The organism is Mesorhizobium sp. 01N446 (genome assembly GCF_056399285.1).
In genome coordinates this window covers 184,226-206,202 of the sequence record NZ_JBFTRA010000007.1, presented here as the reverse complement: position 1 = coordinate 206,202, position 21,977 = coordinate 184,226, and the positions used below count along the sequence as shown (strand labels likewise).

Here is a 21,977-nt window from a genome sequence, read left to right as displayed (position 1 = left end):
TGCCGATATACCGCAATTCGAACCGGCGCAACGGCGCCGCGTCAGCTCTTCTGCAGGGCAACGTGGACGCCGAGCCCGACCAGCACCGCACCGCCGGCCCGCTGCATCAGCCGCTGCGCCCGGCTCGAACGCCGCAGCCGGCCGATCACTAGGCCGGCGAGGAACACGCAGACGAGGTCGGCCGAGGAGAACATCAAATTGACGATGGTTCCGAGCACGACGAATTGCAGCCAAACCGGAAGGGCCGCCGAGGCGTCGATGAACTGCGGCAGGAACGCCATGAAGAAGATCGCCGTCTTGGGATTGAGCACCTCGACGGTGATACTTTCGAAAAATGCCCGGCGAGCCGATTTCCGCTCGATGGCGGGCAACGCCACATCGCCCTCCACGCGTTTGCGAAACAGCGAAACCCCGAGCCAGATCAGATAGAGCGCGCCGACCAGCTTGACCGCCATGTAGAGCGGCGGCACGGCATGGAACAGCACCGACAGGCCGGCAGCGGCGGCAAAGACATGCACATAGCCGCCGAGATGGATGCCGAGTGCCGCCGTCAGTCCCGACCAGCGCCCCCGCGCCATCGTCTGCGCCGCGGCATAGAGCATGGCCGGACCGGGGATATAGGCGAAGATCGCCGTGGTGGCGAAAAACGCAATGAGCAGTTCAGTCGACGGCATGTTTGTCCCTCATGATCCTGCCCTGCCCGATTGCGACCGTTCAGTCAGCCCGTGGGATTGCTTTGGATTGGCCTGCGCGAACAGCTGCAATGAAAGCCGACATGACTTTTCTGTGGAATGACGGACTGAAGGCACCGATGCGCGCACCCGGTTCAAAATAGGCCGACGATTCCAGAATATCGTGGTTGTACTCGTCGACTATTACCCAAAGGGGGATAGGGTCAAGGCCAGCGCGGTGGCGTTCAATTTCTGGGACGCCAACGGCCACGCGATCACGGCCGGGCTGGGTGGAGGTGATTGCAAGGATAAAAAAGTTCGTGCCTCCGGCTTTTCCCGGAAGAACGGCGACGAAGGCGACACGGCGCGTCTTGCGGCCTTCGGTCTCGCCGTCTCCATGCTGGCGATGCCACAGATACGGATATCGCCAGACGTCCGCGGCGACGGGTTTAATCACGGTCCAATTCCGCAGCGTATTCCTCAAGCATCTCGACATGTTCGGACGGAGCATCCTCCGCCGCGTAGACTCGGCGGCTGTCGCTCCCGAAGCGAGCCTCGTATGCCTCGATGCTCATCAGGACATATCGCGGCTTGTTGTGACGAGTGATGGACACAGGCTGTTGGCTCGCGGCGGCAAGCACGTCACCGAGATTCTGTTTCAGATCGGTCGATGGGTAGTGTTTCATTGGGCACTCCGTTTTGCCCATAATAGACAAAATGGACAAAACAGACAAGTTTGAAAAGGACGAGACGGGCGACTGCCTGCTTTGTCGACAGCCCGGCTGGCCTCCCTTATAAGGACCGGAATCGCAAGCAACCAGAGGCCTTCATGATCATCGTCACGGGCGGCGCCGGCATGATCGGCTCCAACATCGTCGCCGCGCTCAATGCCGAGGGCCATGACGACATCCTGGTCGTCGACGATCTCACCGACGGCCACAAGATCGCCAATCTCGCCGATCTCAGCATTGCCGACTATCTCGACAAGGACGATTTTCTGTCCCGCATCGAAGCCGGATCGCTCGGTCGTGTCGAGGCGGTGTTCCACCAGGGCGCCTGCTCGACCACCACTGAATGGAACGGCAAGTTCATGATGGAGGTGAATTTTGCTTATTCGAAGCGGCTGCTGCATGCCTGCCAGGCGCTGCGCGTGCCCTTCCTCTACGCCTCCTCCGCGTCCGTCTATGGCGGCGGTTCGGAGTTTCGCGAGGATCCGGCGCTCGAGCGGCCGCTCAACGTCTATGCCTATTCGAAAAAACTCTTCGACGACTATGTCAGGCGCACGGTCTTCGACACCGATCACTCGCAGGTCGCGGGCCTGCGCTACTTCAACGTTTACGGCCCGCGCGAGGCGCACAAGGGCGCTATGGCATCGGTCGCCTTCCATTTGTTCAACCAGGTCGAACGCGGCGAGAATCCGAAGCTGTTCGGCGCCTATGACGGTTTCGGCCCTGGCGAACAGAGCCGCGATTTCATCCATGTCGGCGATGTCGCCGACGTCAATCTGTGGCTGTGGAAGCGCGGCTCGAGCGGCATCTTCAACTGCGGCACCGGCCGCGCCCAGCCCTTCCGCGCCATCGCCGAAACCGTCATCGACACGCTGGGCAAGGGCGAGATCGAATTCATCCCCTTCCCCGACCACCTCAAGGGCAGCTACCAGAGTTTTACCCAAGCTGATATGTCCCGTTTGCGTGCGGCCGGCTATAATGGCCAGTTCCGGACAGTCGAAACCGGTGTCAGAGACTATGTCGAATGGCTGAAAGCCCAACGATCCTCGTGATCGGCCCACGCTGGGTGGGCGACATGGTGATGGCGCAGTGCCTGTTCTCGGCGCTGAAGGAACTCCATCCCAACGCCGCGATCGACGTGCTGGCGCCGGCCTGGGCGGCACCGCTGGTCAAGCGCATGCCCGAGATCCGCCAGCAGATCGACTTGCCGCTGAAGCCCGGCGCGCTCGAATTCACCATTCGCCGCCGCTTCGGCCGCCTGCTGCGCGGCCGTTACGACATGGCCTATGTCCTGCCGGGCAGCTGGAAATCGGCGCTGATCCCCTTCTTTGCCCGCATTCCGCGGCGTGTCGGCCATCTGCGTGAGATGCGCTATGGCCTTTTGACCGACATCGTGCCGCTGCCGGACGCCGTGAAACGGCGCACAGCGCAGGCCTATTTCAGCCTCGCCAAGGGCGGCAGTTTCCGCGCCCCCCATCTGACCGTGGATGCCGGCAGCCAGGCCGCCCTGCTCGACCGTTTCGGCCTGGCGCCGAGGGAATTCGTGGCCCTTATGCCTGGCGCTGAGTTCGGCCCGGCCAAGCGCTGGCCGAGCGAAAGCTATGCCGGCCTTGCCCGCGAGTTCATGGATAAGGGGTTGAAGGTCGCGCTGTTCGGTTCGAAAAACGACCGCGACGTCACCGCCGAGATCGCGGCCCTTGCCCCCGGCGTCGTCAACCTCGCCGGCCAGACGCGGCTGGAGGATGCCATCGACCTGATCGCCGCGGCAAGGCTGGCGGTGTCCAACGACAGCGGGCTGATGCATGTCGCGGCCGGCGTCGGCACGCCGATCGTCGCCGTCTACGGCTCGACCTCGCCCGAGAACACGCCACCGCTGGCGGAGCGGCGCGAGCTGGTCTGGCTGCACCTCTCCTGCTCGCCCTGCCACCAGAAGGTCTGCCCGCTCGGCCATCTCAACTGCCTGAAGACGTTGCAAGTCGGCCAGGTCGCGGCGGCGGCGGAGCGGCTGCTGGAACTTCCGGCCGCGGCATGAAGGGCCTGATCGTCAAGACATCGTCCATGGGCGATGTCATCCACACCTTTCCGGCCGTCGAGGACGCCAGCCTGCATCGGCCGGACGTGTCCTTCGACTGGTGCGTCGAGGAGGCGTTTGCCGGTATCGTCGCCCTGCACCCGGCGATCGGCACGATCCACACGGTGGCCATCCGGCGCTGGCGCAAGGCGCTGTTCAGTGGCGGCACCTGGCGCGAGGCGGCCGCGTTGCGCCGTACATTGCGCGAAAGCCGCTACGACCTGGTCATCGACGCACAGGGCCTGCTGAAATCGGCCCTGGTGGCGCGGCAGGCGCGCGCACCGATCGCCGGCTTCGACCGGTCGAGCGCGCGCGAACCTTCGGCGACCCTGTTCTACGACGTCACCTACGGCGTGCCGCGCGACCTGCACGCCATCGAGCGGACAAGGCGGCTGTTCGGGCTGGCGCTGGGCTACCAGCCCGATCTGTCGACGCTCGCTTCAGGCATCGTGCCGCCACCCGGCGCTCTCGCGGGCATCACCGGAAAAACCGCCTTCCTGCTGCACGGCACCAGCCGCGAGGACAAGAAATGGCCTGTCGAAGACTGGATCGGAACCGCCCGCCTGCTGGTCGAGCGCGGCATGGTTCCGGTCACCACATGGTCGAACGTGCGTGAGAAGTCTGTCGCCGAAGCCATCGCCAGGGCCGTGCCGTCCACGGTCGTGGTGCCAAAATCACCGCTGGCCGACATCGCCGCCATCCTCGGCCGCTCGACCCTGGTCATTGGCGCCGACACCGGCCTGACCCATCTCGCCAGCGCCTTCGGCCTGCCGACGGTCGCGGTGTTCTTGGCGACGGAGCCGGGTTTGACCGGCCCGCGCGGGGAATTTGCGTCGACACTACTGGCAGCGGTAGAGGGGCGTGTGACGCCTGCTGACGTTATGGCGGAAGTGGAGAGGCTGCTGGAGCGCCAGACACTTGGTCAAGCGACCGCTGCCAAGAATTGATTTTCTCAATCAATTCAATCGGAAGGCCAGCGCCGCCCCTCATCCGCCTGCCGGCACCTTCTCTCCGTATATTGACGGGGAAGAAGGCAACTGCGCGCAGCGCCGGCGCGGCTTCTTGCAATGTTGAAAAGTGAGCGAAACCGTCAATGAAGGCGTCTTTCTCCCCGTCACTATACGGGGAGTTGAGGAGTGGTCCGCGTAGCGGACGAAAAGCCAATTGCTTGGCTTTTCGAAAGACGAACGTCCGGCAGGGCAATGAGGGGCGGCGCCAACCTTGGATTGGTATGGCGCAACTCAGGGCCAAGCCCTGCCCCAAATCCCCTAGATGAACTGCACCTGGACGATCTCATACCCCCTGGCACCGCCGGGCGCGTTGACCTCGATGGCGTCGCCGACTTCCTTACCGATCAGAGCGCGCGCGATAGGCGAGGAAATCGAGATGCGGCCGGACTTCACGTCGGCTTCCTGGTCGCCGACGATCTGGTAGGTCTTCTTTTCCTCGGTGTCCTCGTCGACCAGCACGACGGTGGCGCCGAACTTGACCTTGTCGCCGCTGAGCTTGGTGACGTCGATGACCTCGGCGCGCGCGATCAGGTCCTCGAGCTCGTTGACACGGCCCTCATTGAGGCTCTGCGCCTCCTTGGCGGCGTGGTATTCGGCATTTTCGGACAGGTCGCCATGCGAGCGCGCCTCGGAGATCGCCTCGATGATGCGCGGCCGCTCTTCCTGCTGGCGCCAACGCAGTTCTTCCTTCAATGACGCGAACCCCTCGCCTGTCATCGGGACCTTGTTCATGATGCCTGACCTTTCCTGCCGCCACCCCCGCGTTTCGGGGGAGGCCTTGTCGTTGGGTACAAAAAGAAAACGGTCCGGCAGCCTCGGGCTAACGGAACCGTTTCACCGCAATTTCCCCCAATATAGCAATCTTCGCGGGTTTTTCACGCCCAAAAAAGCGGTTTTGCAAAAATCATCCCCGCTTTCACCAGAGGAGGCGGCCAACGAGGCAGGAGGCAATGAAAAAACGGCCGCGATTGCTCGCGGCCGCTTCGGCAAATCTTTGGGGGCCTGATCAGCTCCGCATGAAATGCTCGATCTGCTCGGACAGCATGCCGTATTCGCGCGAGCCCTTGCCGGTGCGCTTCTCGATTTCCATCAGTTGCTGCTGGGCGCCGGCAAGGTCGCCGATCTGTAGATGCGCCTCGCCGAGATATTCGCGCACCAGCGTGTAGTTCGGGTCGATGCGCAACGCCTCCTCGTAATAGCCGAGGCCGACGGTGACACGGCCGGAGTGGCGGTGCGAATAGCCGAGATAGTTGAGGATGCGCGGATCCTGCTTGTTGGCGGCAAGGGTGAGCACCGAGATCGCCTCGTCATAGCGCCCGGCCATCGCCAGCGCATGGCCGGCATCATAGATGCTGTCGTCGTCCAGCATGCCTTCCTGCGGTGCGACGCACTTTTTCTTCTTCTTGTCCCAGACCTCTCCCTTCTTGCACTGGGTGACGGTCTGGTCGCTGCCACCACTGCTGCCGGCGGCGAAAGCGGGAACAGCGAGGAACTGCAGAGCGAGAAGCGCGCTCGCCGCCTGGATCAGCACTCTTTTATGCATCGAAGCCTCCTGGAGGGTTGAGAATGCAACACTAACGCCGCGTGCCGATCGTTTCATCCCGAAAAATGCAGTTTGGGACAACATCAGGTGACGGATGCCTGAAATCCGCTATCATCCGGCAAACGACGGACGGAGACGGCCCGTGCAGCAGAGGCTTGAAAAGGACTGGGACCTTACGATCGGCCCCGACACCGTGCGCCTGTTCATCCTCAAGGCCAAGGCGCTGAGCGCCGCCGTCAACGAGGACTATGCCGACGGGGCAGAACACGAGATCGAGTTCGACGGCGACACGCACGACAATCATCACCATGACGGCCTTGCCGAGGAAAGTTCGGAAAACCTGACCGAGGAAGAACTGCGCGAGCTGATCGACGACCTCAATGTCGATGAAGCCGCCGAACTGGTTGCGCTCGCCTGGGTCGGCCGCGGCGACTACGACGCCTCGGAATGGGTGGATGCCGTGACGGCGGCGCGCGAACGCGCCAACAAGCGCACGGCCAAGTACCTGCTTGGCATGCCGTTGCTCGCCGACTGGCTGGAGGAAGGTCTCGAAGCGATCGGCGCGTAACGCCGCGGTAACCGATTGTGATCGGGGGAAAGTGTCCGTCCAGGCAACCTCGGCATGCCGGCGCCGTTTCGGAGCGATGGCAACGCTGAGCTTTTCCCGACTTTGCACCTTGGCGCTGCCTCTGGCGGCTGCGGTCCTGCTGGCGACGCCGGCCGACGCCAGACATCGTCACCGGCATTACCAGCCGTTATCCCCTCGGATCGATCAGTCGTCGACACAGCGCCTGAACCAGCCGCCAAGGGTCAAACAGCGCGTGAGAACGCGGGGCAAACAGCCGCCAAAGCAGACGCCACAGGAAACGCAGGAGCAGCAGGCCTCGCCCGCCGATGCTCCGGTTCCCGAGCCGCGTCCCACGGACACGCCCAAGGCCGACGCCGCACCGGCAGAAGAGCAAAAGACGCAAGGTCCGAAGGCCCCGGACGCCTCCGACCAGCTCAATCAGGAAAAGTCTCGTCAGGCAAAGCAGGCACTTCCCAAGCCGTCAGGCCCCGAACCATCGGCCCGAGAGCCGTCAACCGAAACGGAAAGCGAGCCGGAGCCGCTAGCCGAGGTGCCCATCCCGACACAAAGGCCCGACACCAAGGAACCAGAGGTTGGGCCTCCCGCCATAGCCCCGCCACCGACAAAACCGGCGGATGCCGGCGATGAGAAAATGCTTCCCGACCCGCGCTCGGCCGACCGGCCAGGCGAAAAAATGCCCGTCGAAGAAGTCGCCTGCCGCGAGCGGCTGAAGGCGCTCGGCGTCGAATTCGAGGAGCACAAGGCGGAAAGCAGTCCCGAAATCGGCTGCTCGATCCCCTATCCCCTGATGCTGAAGAGCCTCGGCAAGTCGATCGCCATTGCCCCCGGCACTGAGCTCAACTGTCCGATGGCCGAAGCGGCGGCGCGGTTCGCCGCCAATGTCATCCAGCCGGCGGCGAAAGCCGAATTCGGCGCCGACCTCAAATCGATCAACCAGGCCTCGGCCTTCGTCTGCCGCCCCCGCCACGGCACCAGGAAACTGTCGGAGCACGCCTTCGGCAACGCGCTCGACATCGCCAGCTTCACCCTATCCGACGGCACGAAGATCGAGGTCGGCCCGGCGCCGCCCGAAAAGGACGCCAAATTCCTCGACGCCGTGCGCAAGGCCGCCTGCGGTCCGTTCAAGACCGTGCTCGGACCGGGCGCCGACGCCGACCACGCGCTGCACTTCCATCTCGATCTCGAGCCCCGCCGCCACGGCGGCACCTTCTGCCAGTGAGTTAAGCCGAAAGGTTGTGTGCCTCAATTCAGCCGCAGGCGTGAACGCGGGCGCTGAGTTTTCCTTTACCCTTGATCGTTAAAATGCCGGATATCCGAACCATGATCCCGAAAAGTGGGAACCGGTTTTCGGAAAAGATCATGGTCAGGCAAAGTGAGAACCTGATCGCGATCAGGTTCGAACTAGGATTCCGCCAATGGCCGGCAAATTTCGCGCCGTGTTTTCCGCCACCGCGCGCCGATCGAAACCCGCGATGCTGCTTGCCTCCGGCCTCACGCTCGCGGCGGTTTCGGCCTGCAACACCGGCAGTGTGCTGTCCTTGCAGCCGGCGGTCGATGTCGGCGCGCAAACCGCGGCCGTGCCGCAATATGCCGGCATGCAGAAGCTTGTTCCTTCCAATCCCTACATGACGCAGGCCGCCTATCCGCGTATGGATGAGCCGATGTCGCCGGTCGAACAGATACCGGCCAGCGAAATCGATTGCCGCCAGCAGCTGAAGCGCCTCGATGTCGCCTACACCGACCTGGCGCCGATCCATGAAGGCCAGTGCGGCATCGACTATCCTGTAAAGGTCACGGCCATCGGCAGTGTCGAGATGAAGCCCGCCGCGACGCTGACCTGCGACATGGCCGCCACCTTCGCCGCCTGGACGAAGAACGAACTCGTCCCTTCCGCCCGCTGGCGCTACTTCTCCGGCGTCAAGACCATCCACCAGGGCTCGAGCTATTCCTGCCGCAACATCGCCGGCGAAGGCGTCTTGTCCGAGCACGGCAAGGGCAATGCGCTCGACGTGATGAGCATCGAGCTCAACAATGGCGACGACATCGATGTGCGCAAGCCCGGCCTGTTCGCCTTCCGCACGCGCGGCTTCCTCAACAATGTCCGCGCCGATGGCTGCCAGTATTTCACCACAGTGCTTGGGCCCGGCTACAATTACGACCACCGCAACCATTTCCACTTCGACGTCAAGAACCGCAAGAGCGGCTACCGCGCCTGCCGGTAGCGAATGATCAGGCGGGTTCCGCGCCAGCGGTGGAGGCGATGATTTGCCGTGCCACCAGATCCTGGACGCGCCAGAGGTTCCGGTCGTGGATACCGCTTTCCTCCAGCTTGCTGACGGTCCGGAAGAGATACTGCGCCGACGAGCCCCAATGCCCGGCGGCCCGCGCCAGCGTATCCGCGACCTGCTCCGGCGGCAGCCGTCCGGCATAGGCCCTGCCGTCCGGCGCGGCGACGAAGGCCAGGGCGCGTAGCGGACCCTCCTTCGTCCGGACCTTGATCCAGCGCGGCACATTGGTTGGCGGATTGGCATCGATCTCGCGGCGCATCAACTGCCCGAGTTGCCCAAAATGATCTTCCACGGGCAGCCGGTAGACAATGCCGTTGCAACTGCCGCCACGGTCGAGAGCCAGCATCAGCGCCGGCAATTCGCGGGTGCCGCGCCAGCGGGTCAGTTTCAGGCAGAATGAGCGGTGCCATCCTGGCGCCGTGGCCGGGCGCTGCTCGACAGGAACGAATTCAGGATTCCAGATCAGCGAGCCGTAGGCAAACACCCACAGCGCTTCGGGCCGGTATTGCGACAAGAGCTGCTCGACAAGGCCGTCGAACTCCGCGTCGGTATGCTTGGCTGTTCCAGGCTCGGGGCCGGGATCCGGTTCGATGCGCTCGACCCTGGCGACAAGGTCGGCGGTCAACGCCATCGGTCCGCGGCCTGCCGGTTTCCCCTTCATTCCTGCCCCCGTGCAAAAACGACGGCCGACGATAGACCAGCTGCGCATCGCTGGCCATTGATTTCCATGGACTGTCAGGCAACAGATACCGCACGAATCGAGCCTCCCTCATGAGCCAACGAAGCCTTCGGCGACGCGCGATGATCTGGCTGGCGTCCTTGCTCGGCGCCTGGGTCGCGCTTGCCTATGTCGCGGCGCCGGAATTCTGGACGTTCCGGGAGCGCGGCTTTCGCGACCAGCGCTTCGAAATGGTGACGCACACGCCGCAAGGCATTCCCGGCGACCCGATCAATGTCGGCCTTGTCGGCACGGAGAAGGAGGTGGTCCATGCCTTCGCCGTCGCCGGCTGGGACACAGCCGATGCCGTCACCTTGAGAACCGCCATCGACATCGGCGAAAGCGTCCTGTTTTCCCGTCCTTATCCCGACGCGCCGATGAGCCGGCTGCTGTTCGAGGGCCGTGCCCAGGACCTCGCTTTCGAAAAGCCGGTCGGCGACAGCGCCGACCGGCGCCACCACGTCCGTTTCTGGCAGACGGGTACGGTCGGCGATGACGGCCGCCCGCTCTGGCTGGGTGCCGCCAGCTTCGATCGCGGCGTCGGCCTCAGCCACGACACCGGCGCCATCACCCATCACATCGGTCCCGACATCGACGCCGAGCGCGACTTCCTGATCGGCGACCTCAACGCAGCCGGTCTGCTGGCGTCGACCAGCGAATTGCCGGGCATCGGCGCGACCAGGACCGGCCGCAATGGCGGCGGCGATCCCTATTTCACCGACGGCAAGGCAATCATCGGCGTGCTGAAGCAGCCGCAATGATCGGACGCCGGGTCGGTCGTGCGGATCACGATCTTGCCGAACGGCCCTTTTTCCAGATGCTGCAAGGCCTGCGGCACCTCGTCGTGCATACCATCTGCCGGTGACACGCAATCTGGCGCGCCAAGATCCGTGTGGTCGTCGACGCTCTCGTCGAACACTTTTCGGCGCGGGCCCGGGATAATGCCTGAAAGACACATGTCATATTCTAAAAATGGCGGCCCGCTATTTTCGAGCGGCCCGCCGCAATGCTATTGAGCCCTCATGCTATACGTCGAAATCGCTATCGTGGTCGTCCTCATCTGTGTGAACGGCCTTCTGGCAATGTCCGAACTCGCCATCGTTTCATCGCGCCCGGCACGGCTCAAGGCGATGATCGACCGTGGCGTCAACGGCGCCGGCCGGGCGCTGGATCTTGGCTCCAACCCCGGCAAGTTCCTCTCCTCCGTGCAGATCGGCATCACCCTGGTCGGCGTGCTTTCCGGCGCCTTCTCCGGCGCGACGCTGGGCGACCGGTTGTCCGTGTTCCTGGCCACGACAGGCATGCGCGAAAGCGTCGCCGATCCGCTCGGCGTCGGCATCGTGGTTGCCATCATCACCTATTTCTCGCTGATCGTCGGCGAACTCGTGCCCAAGCAGATCGCACTGCGCGATCCCGAGCGGGTCGCCGCCCGCGCCGCGCCGGCCATGACCATCCTCGCCACCATCTCGGCGCCGCTTGTATTCCTGCTCGACATCTCCGGCCGCGCCATATTGTGGCTGCTTGGCCAGCGCGGCGAAAGCGAGGAGAAGGTCACCGACGAGGAGATCAAGATGCTGGTCGCCGAGGCCGAGCATCACGGCACCATCGAATCCGACGAGCGGCGCATGATCGCCGGCGTCATGCGGCTTGGTGACCGCGCCGTGCGTGCGGTGATGACGCCGCGCACCGAGGTCGACTGGATCAACCTGCAGTCCGACGACACGACGATCCGCAAGCTGCTGATGGAAACCCAGCATTCGCGCCTGCCCGCGGGTGACGGCGGCGTCGATGTCATGGTCGGCGTCGTCCAGACGCGCGACGTGCTGGCCGCGATCCTTGCCGGCCGCACGCTCGACCCGCGCAAGCATGTGCGCGCCGCTCCCATCGTCTACGACCAGGCCGACGCGCTCGACGTGTTGCACAAGCTCAAGGAATCCGACGTGCCGATGGCGCTGGTGCATGACGAATACGGCCATTTCGAAGGCATCGTCACGCCTGCCGATATTCTCGAAGCCATCACCGGCGTGTTCCGGGCGGACCTCGATGCCGGCGACGAAGAAAACGCCGTCAAGCGCGAGGACGGCTCATGGCTGCTGGCGGGCTATATGCAGGCCGACGAAATGGCCGAGATTTTGGGCATCGACCTTCCCGAAAACCGCGACTACGAGACGGTCGCCGGCTATGTGCTGTCGCATATGCACCATCTGCCGGCGACCGGCGAATGCGTCGACGCGCAAGGATGGCGCTTCGAAGTGGTCGACCTCGACGGCCGCCGCATCGACAAGCTGATCGCCACCCGCCTGCCCGGCACCCACCGCGAGGCGGTACGCTGATTGTTTGAATGTCGACTTCGGATTGCGCGGCCGGCTACCGCTCCGTGAACGCGCGAGCGAAGGAATCGACCATCGGCCGTGCCAGATATTCTAGGAAAGTCCGATCGCCAGTGCTGATGAACGCCTCGACCGGCGTTCCCGGATAAAGCTGCTCGGGCTTCACGCCGGGTGGCAGGTCGCCGGCAATCCTGAGTTTGACGCGGAAATAGGGCTCGCGCGTGGCCTCGTCGATGAGCCGGTCCGCGGAGATTTGTGCCACGGTGGCAGAAACCTCGGGGGTGAGCCGCGTGTTCAAGGCGGACAATCGCAGTTTCGCCGGCTGGCCGACACGGACCTGATCGACGTCTTTCGGCCGCAGCCTTGCTTCGACAATCAGACCCGGTGCCGTCGGCAGGATCTCCATGATCTTTTCGCCGCGCGCGATCACGCTGCCCCTGGCATTATAGGTCGAAGACACCACGATGCCCGCGGCCGGTGCCTTGATCGTCGTGCGCCGCAGCACCGCCTCGGCCGCCCTGATCTGTTCCTCGATGTCGGCCAGGTTGGGACGAACCTCGTCCAGCTTCGTCAGCGCCTCCTCCACGCGTTGCGTGGTCAGGCGCTCGATCTGCTCCTGGGCTTCGACGATCTGGGTGTTGGCCGCCGCGACATTGGCTTCCAGCATACCGGCCTGCCCGACGAGATCGGCCTCGCTGCGCAAAAGCTGCGAGTATTCGGTACGATTTGTGAGGCCCTTGTCCAGCAGGCCGGCTTTGATGCCGAGCTCCTTCTTCACGATTTCGGCTTGTTGCTGGACGGCCTCCTTCTGCGACTGCAATCCCACGACTGACTGCCGATGCATGGCCAGGCGTTGGGCAAGGATCGATTGTTCCGATCGGAACCGCGCGAGCCTGGCATCGAATTCCTTTTGCTGTTCTCGAATCAAGGCGTCGAAATCGGGCTGGAGCAGAGGTGGCGCTGGTTTGGTGATTGGCGCGAGCCTGTCCAACCCGTCGCGTTCCGCCTCGAGCCGCGCCGCACTGGCCCTGAGTGCGATCGACTGTCTCGTCAGCCGGTTGAGCTCGGCCCGCGGGGCTGTCGGATCCAGCACGATCAGATCCTGGGCCTGTTGCACGCGATCGCCGTCATGGACCAGCAGCTCCTCGATGATGCCGCCGTCTGGGTGCTGGATCAGGATGTTCCCCCCAGTCGCCGAGATCGTCCCTTGCGTGATCACCGCCCCGGACAAGGGCGCGCTGACGGCCCAATAGCCAAAGCAACCCGCAAACAGCGCTGTCGCCGCGTATCCGGCGAATGCGACACGCCTTATGTTGGTACGCGGGTTGCCCTCCCAGGCGAGGCTCTGCACCGCCATCATCTACGACCCGAAACGGACGTTGTGCGTGCGGATCGTCGTGGCGAAGGACCCTGTCACCACCGTATTCGGCTGCGCGGGCAGGCCTTTGCCAACAGCCGAATGCCGCAGCACCTCGCTGCTTGGGCCGAAGGCTTCGATCGCGCCGCCACGCAGAAGCATCACGCGGTCGCAGGACGCGGCGATCGAAGGGCGATGCGTGATCACGACCATGGTGACGCCGGCCGCCTTCGCGGCGGCGAGGACCGCCTCGAGCGCCGCTTCGCCCGTGCCGTCGAGATGGGTGCTCGGCTCGTCCAGGACGAGAATTCTGGGATTGCCGTAGAAGGCGCGCGCCAGCCCGATCCTCTGGCGTTCGCCGCCCGACAGCATTCTGTCCGACGGACCTATCAATGTCTGGTAGCCGTCCCGCTGCGCCAGGATCAGCTCATGCGCCTCAGCCCGCCTTGCCGCCTCGACGATCGCGGCGTCATCCGCATCTGGGTCGAAGCGGGCGACGTTTTGCGCGATCGATCCTGGAAAGAGCTCGACCTCCTGCGCGAGGTAGCCGACATGCTTTCCGAGCTGGTTTTCGTCCCAGGTCCTGAGGTCGGCGCCGTCGATCCTGACCGCGCCGCCGGTCGGCCGGGCAGCACCCACCAGCAACCGCGCCAGCGTCGACTTGCCGGCGCCGCTCGGGCCGACGATGGCCAACGCTTGGCCGGCGCCAATTTGGAAGTTCAGCCGCTTGAGGATGGGTTCGGTGCCGGGCTGCGCATTCGGCGCCATGAAGAAAACGTCCTGCACGGAAATCGCCCCTGCCGGATCGGGCAGGATCAGTTTGCGCGCTTCAGCCGGACGCGCCGCAAGCGCCGTCTCCAGCCGTTTCCACGCGCGCCGGGCGTCGGCGATCTGCCGCCAGGCGCCGATCAACTGGTCGAGCGGCTGCAGCGCGCGCGACGACACCAGCGAGGAGGCGAAGATCATGCCTGCCGTCATCTGCCCCTTGAGCACCAGCCATGCGCCGGCGCCGAGGATCGCCAGTTGCAGCATCATGCGCAGCGCCCGAGAGGCGCCGCTGAAGATCGCATTGGCACTCGAGGAACGGTCGTGCAAGGTGAGCGCTGCCGCCACGTGCCGTCCCCAGACCCGCGCGGCGTTCTCCACCATGCCCATGGCGCGGAGCGTCTCGGCATTGCGGGCAAAGGCCTGTTCCGCCTGGCTGGCCAGGGCCGAACGCTCGGCCGACAGGGCGTCGTTCCTGCCGATGGCAAGCTGGTTGGCCACGACCAGCAAAAGCAGAAGCACCGCCCCGGCGACCGTCACCCAGAACAGCACCGGATGGATGAGATAGAGCAAGGCGAGGAAGACGGGCGCAAAAGGCAGGTCGAACAACACCGCCACGCCGCGCGACCGGATGAAGGCGCAGACAGAGGCGAGGTCGCGCAGCGGTGACAGGCCCCCGGCATATCTAGCGCCAAGCGAAACGGCGAATGTGCTGGCGCCCAGTTTCCGGTCGAGGGTCGCCGCGACGCGCTGCGTATAAACGGCGCGGATCGCGTCCAGCAACCCGAGGAAAGCGAGCGCGAGAACCGCGATGACCGAAAGATAGACAAGCGTTTCGACGCTGGAGGACGGCAGCACGCGGTCATAGACCTGCAGCAGGTAGAGTGGAATCACCAACAGCAGGATGTTGATTAACAGCGAGAAGACGCCGACATCGGCGATGGCGCGCATGAAGACCGGACGCAGGCCGGACGGTCCAGTCATTTCCACATTCCCCGACGCTGCATGTTCCCGAGACCTTACGCGTGGCCCCCAAACTCGGAACCGCCATGCAGCGCGCTGCTGCTGTGCGTGGCGATATTCTGCGTCGTGGTGGTGCTGCTGGTGACGTTCAGGGCGTTCGCGGGCGCGCTGTCCAGCGTATAGGCGCGGACGTAGTCGATCTTCATCTCGGCCGGCGTGGCCAGATGGTCCGGAGGGGTGCCGGCCAGGCCGCCGACAGCGAGATCGACCAGCATGTACATGGGCTTGTTCATGTCGGAGGGCGTCGCCGCTTCGGCGACCTCTACACCGTCATAGGTCCAGACGAGCTTGTCCGGCGTCCAGAGCAGGCCATAGGTGTGGAAACCGGCGGGGTCCGAGACGCTCACCGTCGACGTCACCTTGGTGTGCGTTCCGGTTTCATTCGAGTGCGCCGTCATGATCAACGAGTTCGGGGCCTGGCCGATCGTCTCCACGACATCGAGTTCCGGCGGCCATGAACCGTCTTCCGGAAGCAGCCAGAAGGCCGGCCAGGCGCCGGCGTTCTCGGGCAGGTCGGCCCTTATTTCGAAATAGCCATAGGTCTGCGAGAAGGTGTCGTGGGTCGTCAGGATGCCTGAGGTGTATTCGAAATTGTTGATCAGCGGCTTGATGTCAGCCGGCGCCTGCGCCGCGGTGATGGTGAGCACGCCATTGTTCACGCTGAACGGGTGGACGGAACTCGTCGGTGCGTAATTGGCGTCGATATACCATTGCAGCTCGTTGTTGCTGCTCAAGGTGCTGCCGTTCGCCGCGCCCCACCAGAAGTTGGTGTCCCACGTGCCGCCCTGACTGTTGTGGAGGTTCAGCGTGTTGAAATCGTCGCTGAAGGAGAGCTGCATTCCGGACTTGTCGATCGGCAATTCGAACTGGCTGGGCTGCAGCTTGTCGATGGTCGTGTCCTTGAACTCGAGGATCTCGCCGGACCCGAGGTTCAACAGCACGTTCGAACCCGCCTGGATCATGTTGGCGTGGATGGCGTCGAACGACGTGAAGCCATAGCCGCTAAGACGGACCGTGTCGGTGGCGGCAAAATTCGCGATCAGGTCGCTGCCATTGCCTTTCGAGATGATGAAAGTGTCGTACCCGCCGCCACCATCGATCAGGACATCGTTTCCCGCGCCGCCGTCCAGGGTCTGGTGCCCGCCCTTGGCGGTGATGATGTTGTCCAAACCATTTCCGAAAGCATAGTTGTTGGCGTTTGTGACGACGAGGTTCTCGACATTGTCGGGGAGCTTGTAGCTCATCCATGTGCTGATCGTGTCGATGCCTGCCCCGGCGGCCTCCGCCACCTTGTTGCTCGCCGCATAGAGGTAATAGATGTCATCGCCTGCGCCACCATGCATGGTGACACCGGATGCTCCGTAGAAGGAGTCGTTTCCGGAGCTGCCGTACAAGTCCGGCCCGGCCCCTGCCGCCGAATACCAATGGGTGGAAGCGCCGCTGTAGGGAAGAGGAACGCCCAGGGCATTGACGAAGAAGCTCATCGGATAAATCCTCCTCGTGATGCCGGGCCCGCTCGGATCGCTCGATTCCAAGCGACCGCATCCGGACCAAAATTGCCGGCACGATACCGCTCCAGGAACTTGCCACAGAGTTCCCCATCACATCGACCATTCAGTGATGTTTTCCGGGCTGGAAGCACAACAATCCGACGAATGGTCTACAGATCGTAATTCGACCGGCGAAACATTTAATAAAAATACAGTAGGCGCCGATCTACTTGCGCACTGCCATTCAAACCGCGACTTCGATCGGCTCGGCAAGCCTCGGATTCGAGCGCGCGGCGATCAGGCAGCTGGCCACGATGAGGCCGGCTCCGGCCAGCGTCGTCCAGGTCACCGCCTCGTCGAAGAAGAACCAGCCGAGCGCGATCGCCCAGATGAAGGCTGAATATTCGGTCGGGATCAGATATTGCGCTTCGGCGCGCGCATAGGCCCAGCTCATCAGGAACTGGCCGGCGAGCGACAGGGCCGTCACCCCGGCGAGCGGAAGCCAGAGATTGCTGGGCAGCGCAATGGCGAGCCAGGGTGCGGCAAGACCAAGCATGAGCCCGACGCAAAGATTCTGGAACAGCATGATCTCGATCGGCTTGGCCAGCAGCGCCTGTCGTCGCGCGAGGATCAGATTGTAGGCGTAGAACACTGTCGATACGAGCACTGCCGCGGTGCCGAGCAGCGCATCGCCGGCATAGGCCTTCTGCCCGAACTGGCCGGCCACGATGATCACGACGCCCGCAATGCCGGCAAGCGAGGCCCAGATCGCCTTGCGCTGTATCCTTTCGCCCAGAAGCAGCGCGGCCAGCAGGAGCGCAAACAGCGGCGCCACGAAACTCAACCCGATAGCCTCCGCCAGCGGCAGCCTTGCAAGCCCCCAGAAGAAGCACAGCAGGACAATGCCGACCACCACGGCCCGCAGCGCATGCAGTCTCAGCACCGAGAGGGCGGGAAGCGAGCGCGATCCTGCCAGCCAGCCCGCGCCCGCGACCAAGGTCGCCAGCATGCTGCGCCACAAAACCGTGTTGTAGACGCCGACAGCGATGACCAGCACCTTCATCGCCGCATCCATGCCGGACAGAAGGAAGATGCCAAGCGCGCAGACGAGCACCGGGATCATGGGGGAGACGACGCCGGCCAGGCTGGATGATTTCACGCGGGCTTACTCGAGGTGACGGATGCACGCTGACATATCAGGGCAAAAGCACAGGGCCAGATGGCAGCCCCGCCCATATGACGGTCCAACTCGATCGGCCGAGGCTTCCACGGCAGGCCTTGCAACAACTTGTCCGGTACCGGCGGCGGCGCCGGCCGGTCGAGAAGGCAGGGCTTGACGATCACTATTAAGCGATGCTAAGTACCACTACTCATCATCACTGAGTAGCATGAGAGGTACTTCCATGGGCAAGCAGATGACGGAGATGCTCAAGGGCACGCTGGAGGGCATCATCCTGGCGATCCTGTCCGCGCGGCGCGCCTATGGCTACGAGATCACGGCGCTGTTGCGAAACCAGGGCTTCTCGGACATCGCCGAAGGCACCGTCTACGCCCTGCTCGTCAGGATCGAGCAGAAGGGTCTCGTCGACGTGGAGAAGATCCCGTCCGAGAAGGGCCCGCCCCGCAAGGTGTACTCGATCAACGCCCGGGGACGGGACGACCTCGAAGAGTTCTGGAGGACGTGGAACTTCCTCGCGGAACGGCTCGAACAGCTCAACACGGAAAGGAAATAGACATGGTCACAGGATGGATCGAGAAGATCACAGGGTCGATAGAGCAGAAGAAACGCTACTGGCAGTACAAGGCGCGCACGGAAAAGCTTCCGGCGAACTATCGCGCGGCGATCGAGGCGCTGGACCGGTACCTCATGTATTTCGGGGCGATCACCAACGGTGACACCATGGTGTCGATGCTGGAGGATCTCATCGACCTCTTCGAACAGAGCGCCGCGCACGGAACCCCGATCCGCGCGATCGTCGGCGAGAACCCTGTCGAGTTTGTCGAAACGTTTCTCCAGAACTACGCGGAGGGCCAGTGGATCAACAAGGAGCGGAAACGGCTGATCGACGCCATTGACCGCGTCGCCGACAATGCGCCGTAACGGATATTCATCGATAAGAGGCCGGGGCTCCGAAGCCCCGGAGCGGCCTCGACCGACGATCAGGGATTTGAACTTTTCCTCGCACCGCTGTCGATTCCGTCACCCTTCGTTCGTCGTATCATCGAACCAACCCAACCAAGGAGAAGACCATGCGGTTCATGATGCTGATGATCCCCGGCGGCTACGCACAGGCGGCGGCCGACGTCAGGCCCGGCGCCGAGGCGGTGGAAGGAATGATGCGATACAATGAAGAGTTGAAGAAGGCCGGCGTTCTGCTGGCGCTCGACGGGCTGCATCCGCCGTCCGAGGGCGCGCGGGTCAGCTTCAAGGCCGGCAAGCCCATTGTCACCGACGGCCCGTTCGCGGAGGTCAAGGAAGTGCTGGGCGGCTATTGGGTGATCGACGTGCGCTCGCGTGAAGAGGCCATCGAATGGGCCCGCCGCTGCCCCGCCGGGGAGAATGACCTGATCGAGGTTCGCCGCGTCTTCGAGATGAGCGATTTCCCCGAGGACGTCCAGAAGGTGGCGGAAGGCTTTAGCGAGCTGATGGGTTGACGGCCACAGCCACCATCGAAGCGGCCACCATCGAAGCGGTTTGGCGGATCGAGCAGCCCAAGCTCATCGCCAGGCTCGTCCGCTATCTCAGGGATATCGGGCTGGCCGAGGAGGTCGCCGGCGATGCCTTCCTGCTGGCGCTGGAGCGCTGGCCCCGGGACGGCATCCCGCGCAACCCGGCCGCCTGGCTGACCGAGGTCGCCAGGAACCGGGCGCTCGACCGGCTGCGCCGCACCACCATGATCGACGGCAAGCATCGCGAACTCGCCATCGACCTCGCCGAACTGGAGCGCGAAATGCCTGACATCGAGGCAGCGCTCGACGAGGATATCGACGACGACCTTTTGCGGCTGATTTTCATCGCTTGCCATCCCGTATTGCCGGCCGAGCAGCGCGCGGCCCTTGCTCTGCGCCTGCTGGGCGGGCTGTCGACGGCCGAGATCGCCCGCGCCTTCCTGGTGCCTGAAGCCACCATCGCCCAGCGCATCGTGCGCGCCAAGCGCACCCTTCGTGATGCCGCCATCCCTTTCGAGACGCCGCGCGGGCAGGAGCGGCGCGAACGTCTCGCCGTCGTGCTGGAGGTGGTCTATCTCACTTTCAACGAGGGCTATGTGGCAACGACGGGGCCGGACTGGCTGCGCGCCGATCTCTGTGGCGAGGCGCTGCGCCTTGGCCGCTCGCATGGCGCTGATGCCTGATGAGCCCGAGGTGCAGGGTCTGGTGTCGCTGATGGAACTCAACGCCTCGCGCTTCCCCGATCGCATCGGCAAGGCGGGCGAACCGATCCTGCTGCTCGACCAGGACCGCGCCCGCTGGAACTGGTCGCTCATCCGGCGCGGCCTCGACGGCCTGAACCGTGCGATGGCCCTGACATCGACACCCGGCCCCTATCTCTTGCAGGCGATGATCGCCGCCTGCCATAGCCGCGCGGCAACGGCCGCCAACACCGACTGGATCGCGATCTCGGCCTATTATCAGGCCCTTGCCTTGGCGGCCCCCTCGCCCATCGTCGAAATCAACCGGGCGGTGGCAGTCGGCATGGCGTTCGGGCCGGCGCAGGGCCTCGCCATCGTCGAGGCCTTGAAGGACGAGCCGCGCCTGAAGGGCTCGCATCTCCTGCCCACGGTGCGCGGCGATCTCCTGGAGAAACTGGGACATCAGGCGGAAGCCCGCGCCGCATTCCGGCAGGCCGCGGAATTGACCGGCAATGAGAGGGAGCGCGCCCTGCTGCTCGCCCGCGCGGGTTCACCTCAAGGCATCCGTTCCTGACCTCCTCGCATCGGTGCCGGCAGCCGCCCCTTTCTCGGCCGTACGCAGAAGCCGCTTCGCGGCGACTGCCGCTCCGTCGGAACGAACCGTACTGGCGACGTTGGTCGCACGCGCCGAGACCTCAGGCGATAGCGCCCGGCCGAGCGCGGCGGACATGGATTCGAAGCTCGGAGCCGGGCCCTGATGGGCCGCGCCGATGCCGAGCTCGGCCACCCGGCCCGCCCAATAGGGCTGGTCGGCTATCTGGGGCACGACGATCTGGGGGGCGCCGGCCCGGGTCGCCGTTGTCGTCGTGCCGGCACCGCCATGATGGACGACAGCGGCAAGGCGAGGGAACAGCGCCTGCTGGTTGACGTCTCCGACTATGAAGCAATCGTCGCGATCGTCATTGAGAACAAGGTCCGCCCAGCCGCGCAGGACAATCGCGCGGCGTCCTTGAGCGCGGATCGCGGCGATGGCTGCCAGCGCTGCGTCCTTCGCTGCCTGCATCGGCATGCTGCCGAAGCCGACATAGACCGGCGCCGGTCCGGCATTCAGGAATGCCAGCAGATCGGCCGGAAGCGGGCGTTCGTCCGGCAATATCCATGCGCCGGTCTGCACCACATCGCAAAGATCGGTCACCTGCCACGGGCTCAAGACCGGGTCCGATGCCAGCCATGGCCGAGAGGTGAAAACGTGGTCGCGGACATTGTCCACCGGCGGCAGTCCGATCGAAGCGCGATGCGCGTTGAACGCTCCGCCGAATATCGCGTTCATGGCCTGCGCGTTCAGATCCCAAAGGACCCGGCTGTCGGTTACGTCAGCCGGCAGAGGGTGTTCCGGATAGGCTTGCGGCCGGTGATGCGTGGATGGCAGCCAGATCGGGCAGAAAGTTGCATAGACGTAGCGGATACCCATTTGCTCGGCCACCAGCCGTGCCGCGGCGGTGGAGGGGAACAGGCCGGCCGCCAGGATCAGGTCGCATCCCTTTGCGGCCTCGGCGACCGCGTCGAGCTGCCCGGCAAGCACCTGGGCCGCGCGCTGGGGTAGGCTCACCGCCGATCGGTCGGCCAACGCCTCGGTCACCCACTGCCGCACCGAGGAGAAGGCCGGCGCCAGCGGCACGCCCGCGCGATCGAGCACCGCCGCGAATTCATCATCCGGCGGAGCGCACACCACCACCTCGGCGCCAAGCGCCTGCAATTCGGCGCCAAGCCCTGCCATGGGCTCGACATCCCCGCGTGAGCCATATGTCGACAGCAATACCCGCATTCGCGAACTCCCGTTTCGGTGACGATGGACAAGGCGGGAGTTCTACGTCGGCCGCAGGGTCTTGAAGCAAGTCCCCGGCGCGCCATATCTTTACTACGGCGGGCAGTGATGCCCGCCTTTTTTGCTCTCCGTTGTGATCGAGCATGCCCAACAGGCCACGCGCGACAGCGATGTCTTTCCTGACATCCGCTGGTGGTCGCTTCAGTGAGTGTCCAGTGG

At 64.2% G+C, this 21,977-nt stretch carries 24 protein-coding genes and 1 pseudogene; 13 read left to right on the top strand and 12 right to left on the bottom strand.

The features are described from left to right. Positions 1 to 41 precede the first annotated feature (41 nt). The 3 genes from AC1DPX_RS24760 to AC1DPX_RS24750 are packed head-to-tail and all read right to left on the bottom strand — an operon-like array spanning position 42 to position 1,357. Entirely contained in the window at positions 42 to 674 is a 633-nt protein-coding gene (locus AC1DPX_RS24760) for a LysE family translocator (RefSeq protein ID WP_477239965.1), read from the bottom strand. A 40-nt stretch (positions 675 to 714) separates the two neighbouring features. Beyond that, positions 715 to 1,128 (bottom strand): hypothetical protein, encoded by a 414-nt coding sequence (locus AC1DPX_RS24755; RefSeq protein ID WP_477239964.1) that lies wholly within the window; start codon positions 1,126 to 1,128, stop codon positions 715 to 717. Beyond that, the gene (locus AC1DPX_RS24750) at positions 1,121 to 1,357 is read right to left on the bottom strand and encodes a type II toxin-antitoxin system Phd/YefM family antitoxin (protein ID WP_202358303.1); all 237 of its coding nucleotides are present in this window, start codon (positions 1,355 to 1,357) and stop codon (positions 1,121 to 1,123) included. Before AC1DPX_RS24750 ends, AC1DPX_RS24755 begins: the two co-directional genes overlap by 8 nt. 143 nt (positions 1,358 to 1,500) lie before the next feature. Here AC1DPX_RS24750 and rfaD point away from each other — a divergent pair, with 143 nt between their 5' ends. From rfaD to waaC, 3 genes are read left to right on the top strand one after another with little or no spacing between them, the layout of a single operon-like run. Continuing rightward, positions 1,501 to 2,451: an ADP-glyceromanno-heptose 6-epimerase gene (gene rfaD / locus AC1DPX_RS24745; protein ID WP_477239963.1), complete on the top strand. Its 951-nt coding sequence runs from the start codon at positions 1,501 to 1,503 to the stop codon at positions 2,449 to 2,451. Further along, entirely contained in the window at positions 2,424 to 3,431 is a 1,008-nt protein-coding gene (gene waaF, locus AC1DPX_RS24740) for a lipopolysaccharide heptosyltransferase II (protein WP_477239962.1), read from the top strand. The genes rfaD and waaF overlap by 28 nt, the downstream gene beginning before the upstream one ends. Next, a complete protein-coding gene (gene waaC / locus AC1DPX_RS24735; RefSeq protein ID WP_477239961.1) occupies positions 3,428 to 4,417 on the top strand; it encodes a lipopolysaccharide heptosyltransferase I in 990 nt (329 codons plus the stop codon). Before waaF ends, waaC begins: the two co-directional genes overlap by 4 nt. Before the next feature lie 321 nt (positions 4,418 to 4,738). On the opposite strand, the gene greA is transcribed toward waaC, so the two are convergent. Further along, the gene (gene greA / locus AC1DPX_RS24730; RefSeq protein WP_008877613.1) at positions 4,739 to 5,212 is read right to left on the bottom strand and encodes a transcription elongation factor GreA; all 474 of its coding nucleotides are present in this window, start codon (positions 5,210 to 5,212) and stop codon (positions 4,739 to 4,741) included. On the opposite strand from greA, the gene AC1DPX_RS24725 reads away from it, so the two are divergent. After that, the gene (locus AC1DPX_RS24725; RefSeq protein WP_202358299.1) at positions 5,211 to 5,486 is read left to right on the top strand and encodes a hypothetical protein; all 276 of its coding nucleotides are present in this window, start codon (positions 5,211 to 5,213) and stop codon (positions 5,484 to 5,486) included. The two genes, greA and AC1DPX_RS24725, sit on opposite strands and share 2 nt — an antisense overlap. On the opposite strand, the gene AC1DPX_RS24720 is transcribed toward AC1DPX_RS24725, so the two are convergent. Beyond that, positions 5,487 to 6,023, bottom strand: coding sequence for a tetratricopeptide repeat protein (locus tag AC1DPX_RS24720; RefSeq protein WP_202358298.1), 537 nt, complete (start codon positions 6,021 to 6,023; stop codon positions 5,487 to 5,489). It lies immediately after the preceding gene. 142 nt (positions 6,024 to 6,165) lie between these two features. Between AC1DPX_RS24720 and AC1DPX_RS24715 the strand changes: the two genes are divergently transcribed. The 3 genes from AC1DPX_RS24715 (at position 6,166) to AC1DPX_RS24705 (ending at position 8,834) form a co-directional block, all read left to right on the top strand. Then, the gene (locus AC1DPX_RS24715; RefSeq protein ID WP_202358297.1) at positions 6,166 to 6,591 is read left to right on the top strand and encodes a DUF3775 domain-containing protein; all 426 of its coding nucleotides are present in this window, start codon (positions 6,166 to 6,168) and stop codon (positions 6,589 to 6,591) included. A gap of 199 nt (positions 6,592 to 6,790) precedes the next feature. Beyond that, entirely contained in the window at positions 6,791 to 7,831 is a 1,041-nt protein-coding gene (locus tag AC1DPX_RS24710; RefSeq protein WP_477240099.1) for an extensin-like domain-containing protein, read from the top strand. 196 nt (positions 7,832 to 8,027) lie between these two features. Beyond that, the gene (locus tag AC1DPX_RS24705) at positions 8,028 to 8,834 is read left to right on the top strand and encodes an extensin-like domain-containing protein (protein ID WP_477239960.1); all 807 of its coding nucleotides are present in this window, start codon (positions 8,028 to 8,030) and stop codon (positions 8,832 to 8,834) included. A gap of 7 nt (positions 8,835 to 8,841) precedes the next feature. Here the strand turns inward: AC1DPX_RS24705 and AC1DPX_RS24700 are convergent, their stop codons facing one another. After that, positions 8,842 to 9,561, bottom strand: a complete 720-nt coding sequence (locus AC1DPX_RS24700) for a gamma-glutamylcyclotransferase (RefSeq protein WP_477239959.1) — start codon at positions 9,559 to 9,561, stop codon at positions 8,842 to 8,844. A 110-nt stretch (positions 9,562 to 9,671) separates the two neighbouring features. Here AC1DPX_RS24700 and AC1DPX_RS24695 point away from each other — a divergent pair, with 110 nt between their 5' ends. Next, a complete protein-coding gene (locus AC1DPX_RS24695; protein WP_477239958.1) occupies positions 9,672 to 10,379 on the top strand; it encodes an LssY C-terminal domain-containing protein in 708 nt (235 codons plus the stop codon). On the opposite strand, the gene AC1DPX_RS24690 is transcribed toward AC1DPX_RS24695, so the two are convergent. Continuing rightward, positions 10,328 to 10,537 (bottom strand): hypothetical protein, encoded by a 210-nt coding sequence (locus tag AC1DPX_RS24690; RefSeq protein WP_477239957.1) that lies wholly within the window; start codon positions 10,535 to 10,537, stop codon positions 10,328 to 10,330. The two genes, AC1DPX_RS24695 and AC1DPX_RS24690, sit on opposite strands and share 52 nt — an antisense overlap. Positions 10,538 to 10,640: 103 nt before the next feature. Here AC1DPX_RS24690 and AC1DPX_RS24685 point away from each other — a divergent pair, with 103 nt between their 5' ends. Next, positions 10,641 to 11,951 carry a hemolysin family protein gene (locus tag AC1DPX_RS24685; RefSeq protein ID WP_202358293.1) on the top strand — a complete coding sequence of 437 codons (1,311 nt, stop codon included), beginning with the start codon at positions 10,641 to 10,643 and terminating at the stop codon, positions 11,949 to 11,951. A gap of 34 nt (positions 11,952 to 11,985) precedes the next feature. On the opposite strand, the gene AC1DPX_RS24680 is transcribed toward AC1DPX_RS24685, so the two are convergent. From AC1DPX_RS24680 to AC1DPX_RS24665, 4 genes are all read right to left on the bottom strand, one after another. Continuing rightward, entirely contained in the window at positions 11,986 to 13,308 is a 1,323-nt protein-coding gene (locus AC1DPX_RS24680) for an HlyD family type I secretion periplasmic adaptor subunit (protein ID WP_477239956.1), read from the bottom strand. Continuing rightward, positions 13,309 to 15,054 (bottom strand): type I secretion system permease/ATPase, encoded by a 1,746-nt coding sequence (locus AC1DPX_RS24675; RefSeq protein ID WP_477239955.1) that lies wholly within the window; start codon positions 15,052 to 15,054, stop codon positions 13,309 to 13,311. A 35-nt stretch (positions 15,055 to 15,089) separates the two neighbouring features. Then, positions 15,090 to 16,577, bottom strand: coding sequence for an endo-1,3-1,4-beta-glycanase EglC (eglC, locus tag AC1DPX_RS24670; RefSeq protein ID WP_477239954.1), 1,488 nt, complete (start codon positions 16,575 to 16,577; stop codon positions 15,090 to 15,092). A 250-nt stretch (positions 16,578 to 16,827) separates the two neighbouring features. Next, positions 16,828 to 17,706 (bottom strand): DMT family transporter, encoded by an 879-nt coding sequence (locus AC1DPX_RS24665; RefSeq protein WP_477240098.1) that lies wholly within the window; start codon positions 17,704 to 17,706, stop codon positions 16,828 to 16,830. Positions 17,707 to 17,986: 280 nt separating this feature from the next. On the opposite strand from AC1DPX_RS24665, the gene AC1DPX_RS24660 reads away from it, so the two are divergent. From AC1DPX_RS24660 to AC1DPX_RS24645, 4 genes and pseudogenes are all read left to right on the top strand, one after another. Then, positions 17,987 to 18,316 (top strand): PadR family transcriptional regulator, encoded by a 330-nt coding sequence (locus AC1DPX_RS24660; protein WP_244730753.1) that lies wholly within the window; start codon positions 17,987 to 17,989, stop codon positions 18,314 to 18,316. Positions 18,317 to 18,318: 2 nt separating this feature from the next. Beyond that, positions 18,319 to 18,684 carry a DUF1048 domain-containing protein gene (locus tag AC1DPX_RS24655; protein ID WP_202358288.1) on the top strand — a complete coding sequence of 122 codons (366 nt, stop codon included), beginning with the start codon at positions 18,319 to 18,321 and terminating at the stop codon, positions 18,682 to 18,684. 149 nt (positions 18,685 to 18,833) lie between these two features. Further along, positions 18,834 to 19,238: a YciI family protein gene (locus AC1DPX_RS24650; protein WP_477239953.1), complete on the top strand. Its 405-nt coding sequence runs from the start codon at positions 18,834 to 18,836 to the stop codon at positions 19,236 to 19,238. Beyond that, a pseudogene (locus AC1DPX_RS24645) lies at positions 19,235 to 20,507 on the top strand (RNA polymerase sigma factor). Before AC1DPX_RS24650 ends, AC1DPX_RS24645 begins: the two are co-directional and overlap by 4 nt. Here the strand turns inward: AC1DPX_RS24645 and AC1DPX_RS24640 are convergent. Continuing rightward, positions 20,484 to 21,689, bottom strand: a complete 1,206-nt coding sequence (locus AC1DPX_RS24640; protein ID WP_477239952.1) for a glycosyltransferase — start codon at positions 21,687 to 21,689, stop codon at positions 20,484 to 20,486. The pseudogene AC1DPX_RS24645 and the gene AC1DPX_RS24640 overlap by 24 nt on opposite strands. Between the last annotated feature and the right edge of the window lie 288 nt (positions 21,690 to 21,977).

What these genes read in the sequence shown, in the direction of transcription:
- AC1DPX_RS24760 (WP_477239965.1), bottom strand. Translation starts at nt 674, where the DNA reads ATGCCGTCGACTGAACTGCTCATTGCGTTTTTCGCCACCACGGCGATC.
- AC1DPX_RS24750 (WP_202358303.1), bottom strand. Translation starts at nt 1,357, where the DNA reads ATGAAACACTACCCATCGACCGATCTGAAACAGAATCTCGGTGACGTG.
- rfaD (WP_477239963.1), top strand. Translation starts at nt 1,501, where the DNA reads ATGATCATCGTCACGGGCGGCGCCGGCATGATCGGCTCCAACATCGTC.
- waaF (WP_477239962.1), top strand. Translation starts at nt 2,424, where the DNA reads ATGGCTGAAAGCCCAACGATCCTCGTGATCGGCCCACGCTGGGTGGGC.
- waaC (WP_477239961.1), top strand. Translation starts at nt 3,428, where the DNA reads ATGAAGGGCCTGATCGTCAAGACATCGTCCATGGGCGATGTCATCCAC.
- AC1DPX_RS24725 (WP_202358299.1), top strand. Translation starts at nt 5,211, where the DNA reads ATGATGCCTGACCTTTCCTGCCGCCACCCCCGCGTTTCGGGGGAGGCC.
- greA (WP_008877613.1), bottom strand. Translation starts at nt 5,212, where the DNA reads ATGAACAAGGTCCCGATGACAGGCGAGGGGTTCGCGTCATTGAAGGAA.
- AC1DPX_RS24720 (WP_202358298.1), bottom strand. Translation starts at nt 6,023, where the DNA reads ATGCATAAAAGAGTGCTGATCCAGGCGGCGAGCGCGCTTCTCGCTCTG.
- AC1DPX_RS24705 (WP_477239960.1), top strand. Translation starts at nt 8,028, where the DNA reads ATGGCCGGCAAATTTCGCGCCGTGTTTTCCGCCACCGCGCGCCGATCG.
- AC1DPX_RS24700 (WP_477239959.1), bottom strand. Translation starts at nt 9,561, where the DNA reads ATGAAGGGGAAACCGGCAGGCCGCGGACCGATGGCGTTGACCGCCGAC.
- AC1DPX_RS24695 (WP_477239958.1), top strand. Translation starts at nt 9,672, where the DNA reads ATGAGCCAACGAAGCCTTCGGCGACGCGCGATGATCTGGCTGGCGTCC.
- AC1DPX_RS24685 (WP_202358293.1), top strand. Translation starts at nt 10,641, where the DNA reads ATGCTATACGTCGAAATCGCTATCGTGGTCGTCCTCATCTGTGTGAAC.
- AC1DPX_RS24680 (WP_477239956.1), bottom strand. Translation starts at nt 13,308, where the DNA reads ATGATGGCGGTGCAGAGCCTCGCCTGGGAGGGCAACCCGCGTACCAAC.
- AC1DPX_RS24675 (WP_477239955.1), bottom strand. Translation starts at nt 15,054, where the DNA reads ATGACTGGACCGTCCGGCCTGCGTCCGGTCTTCATGCGCGCCATCGCC.
- eglC (WP_477239954.1), bottom strand. Translation starts at nt 16,577, where the DNA reads ATGAGCTTCTTCGTCAATGCCCTGGGCGTTCCTCTTCCCTACAGCGGC.
- AC1DPX_RS24665 (WP_477240098.1), bottom strand. Translation starts at nt 17,706, where the DNA reads ATGATCCCGGTGCTCGTCTGCGCGCTTGGCATCTTCCTTCTGTCCGGC.
- AC1DPX_RS24660 (WP_244730753.1), top strand. Translation starts at nt 17,987, where the DNA reads ATGGGCAAGCAGATGACGGAGATGCTCAAGGGCACGCTGGAGGGCATC.
- AC1DPX_RS24655 (WP_202358288.1), top strand. Translation starts at nt 18,319, where the DNA reads ATGGTCACAGGATGGATCGAGAAGATCACAGGGTCGATAGAGCAGAAG.
- AC1DPX_RS24650 (WP_477239953.1), top strand. Translation starts at nt 18,834, where the DNA reads ATGCGGTTCATGATGCTGATGATCCCCGGCGGCTACGCACAGGCGGCG.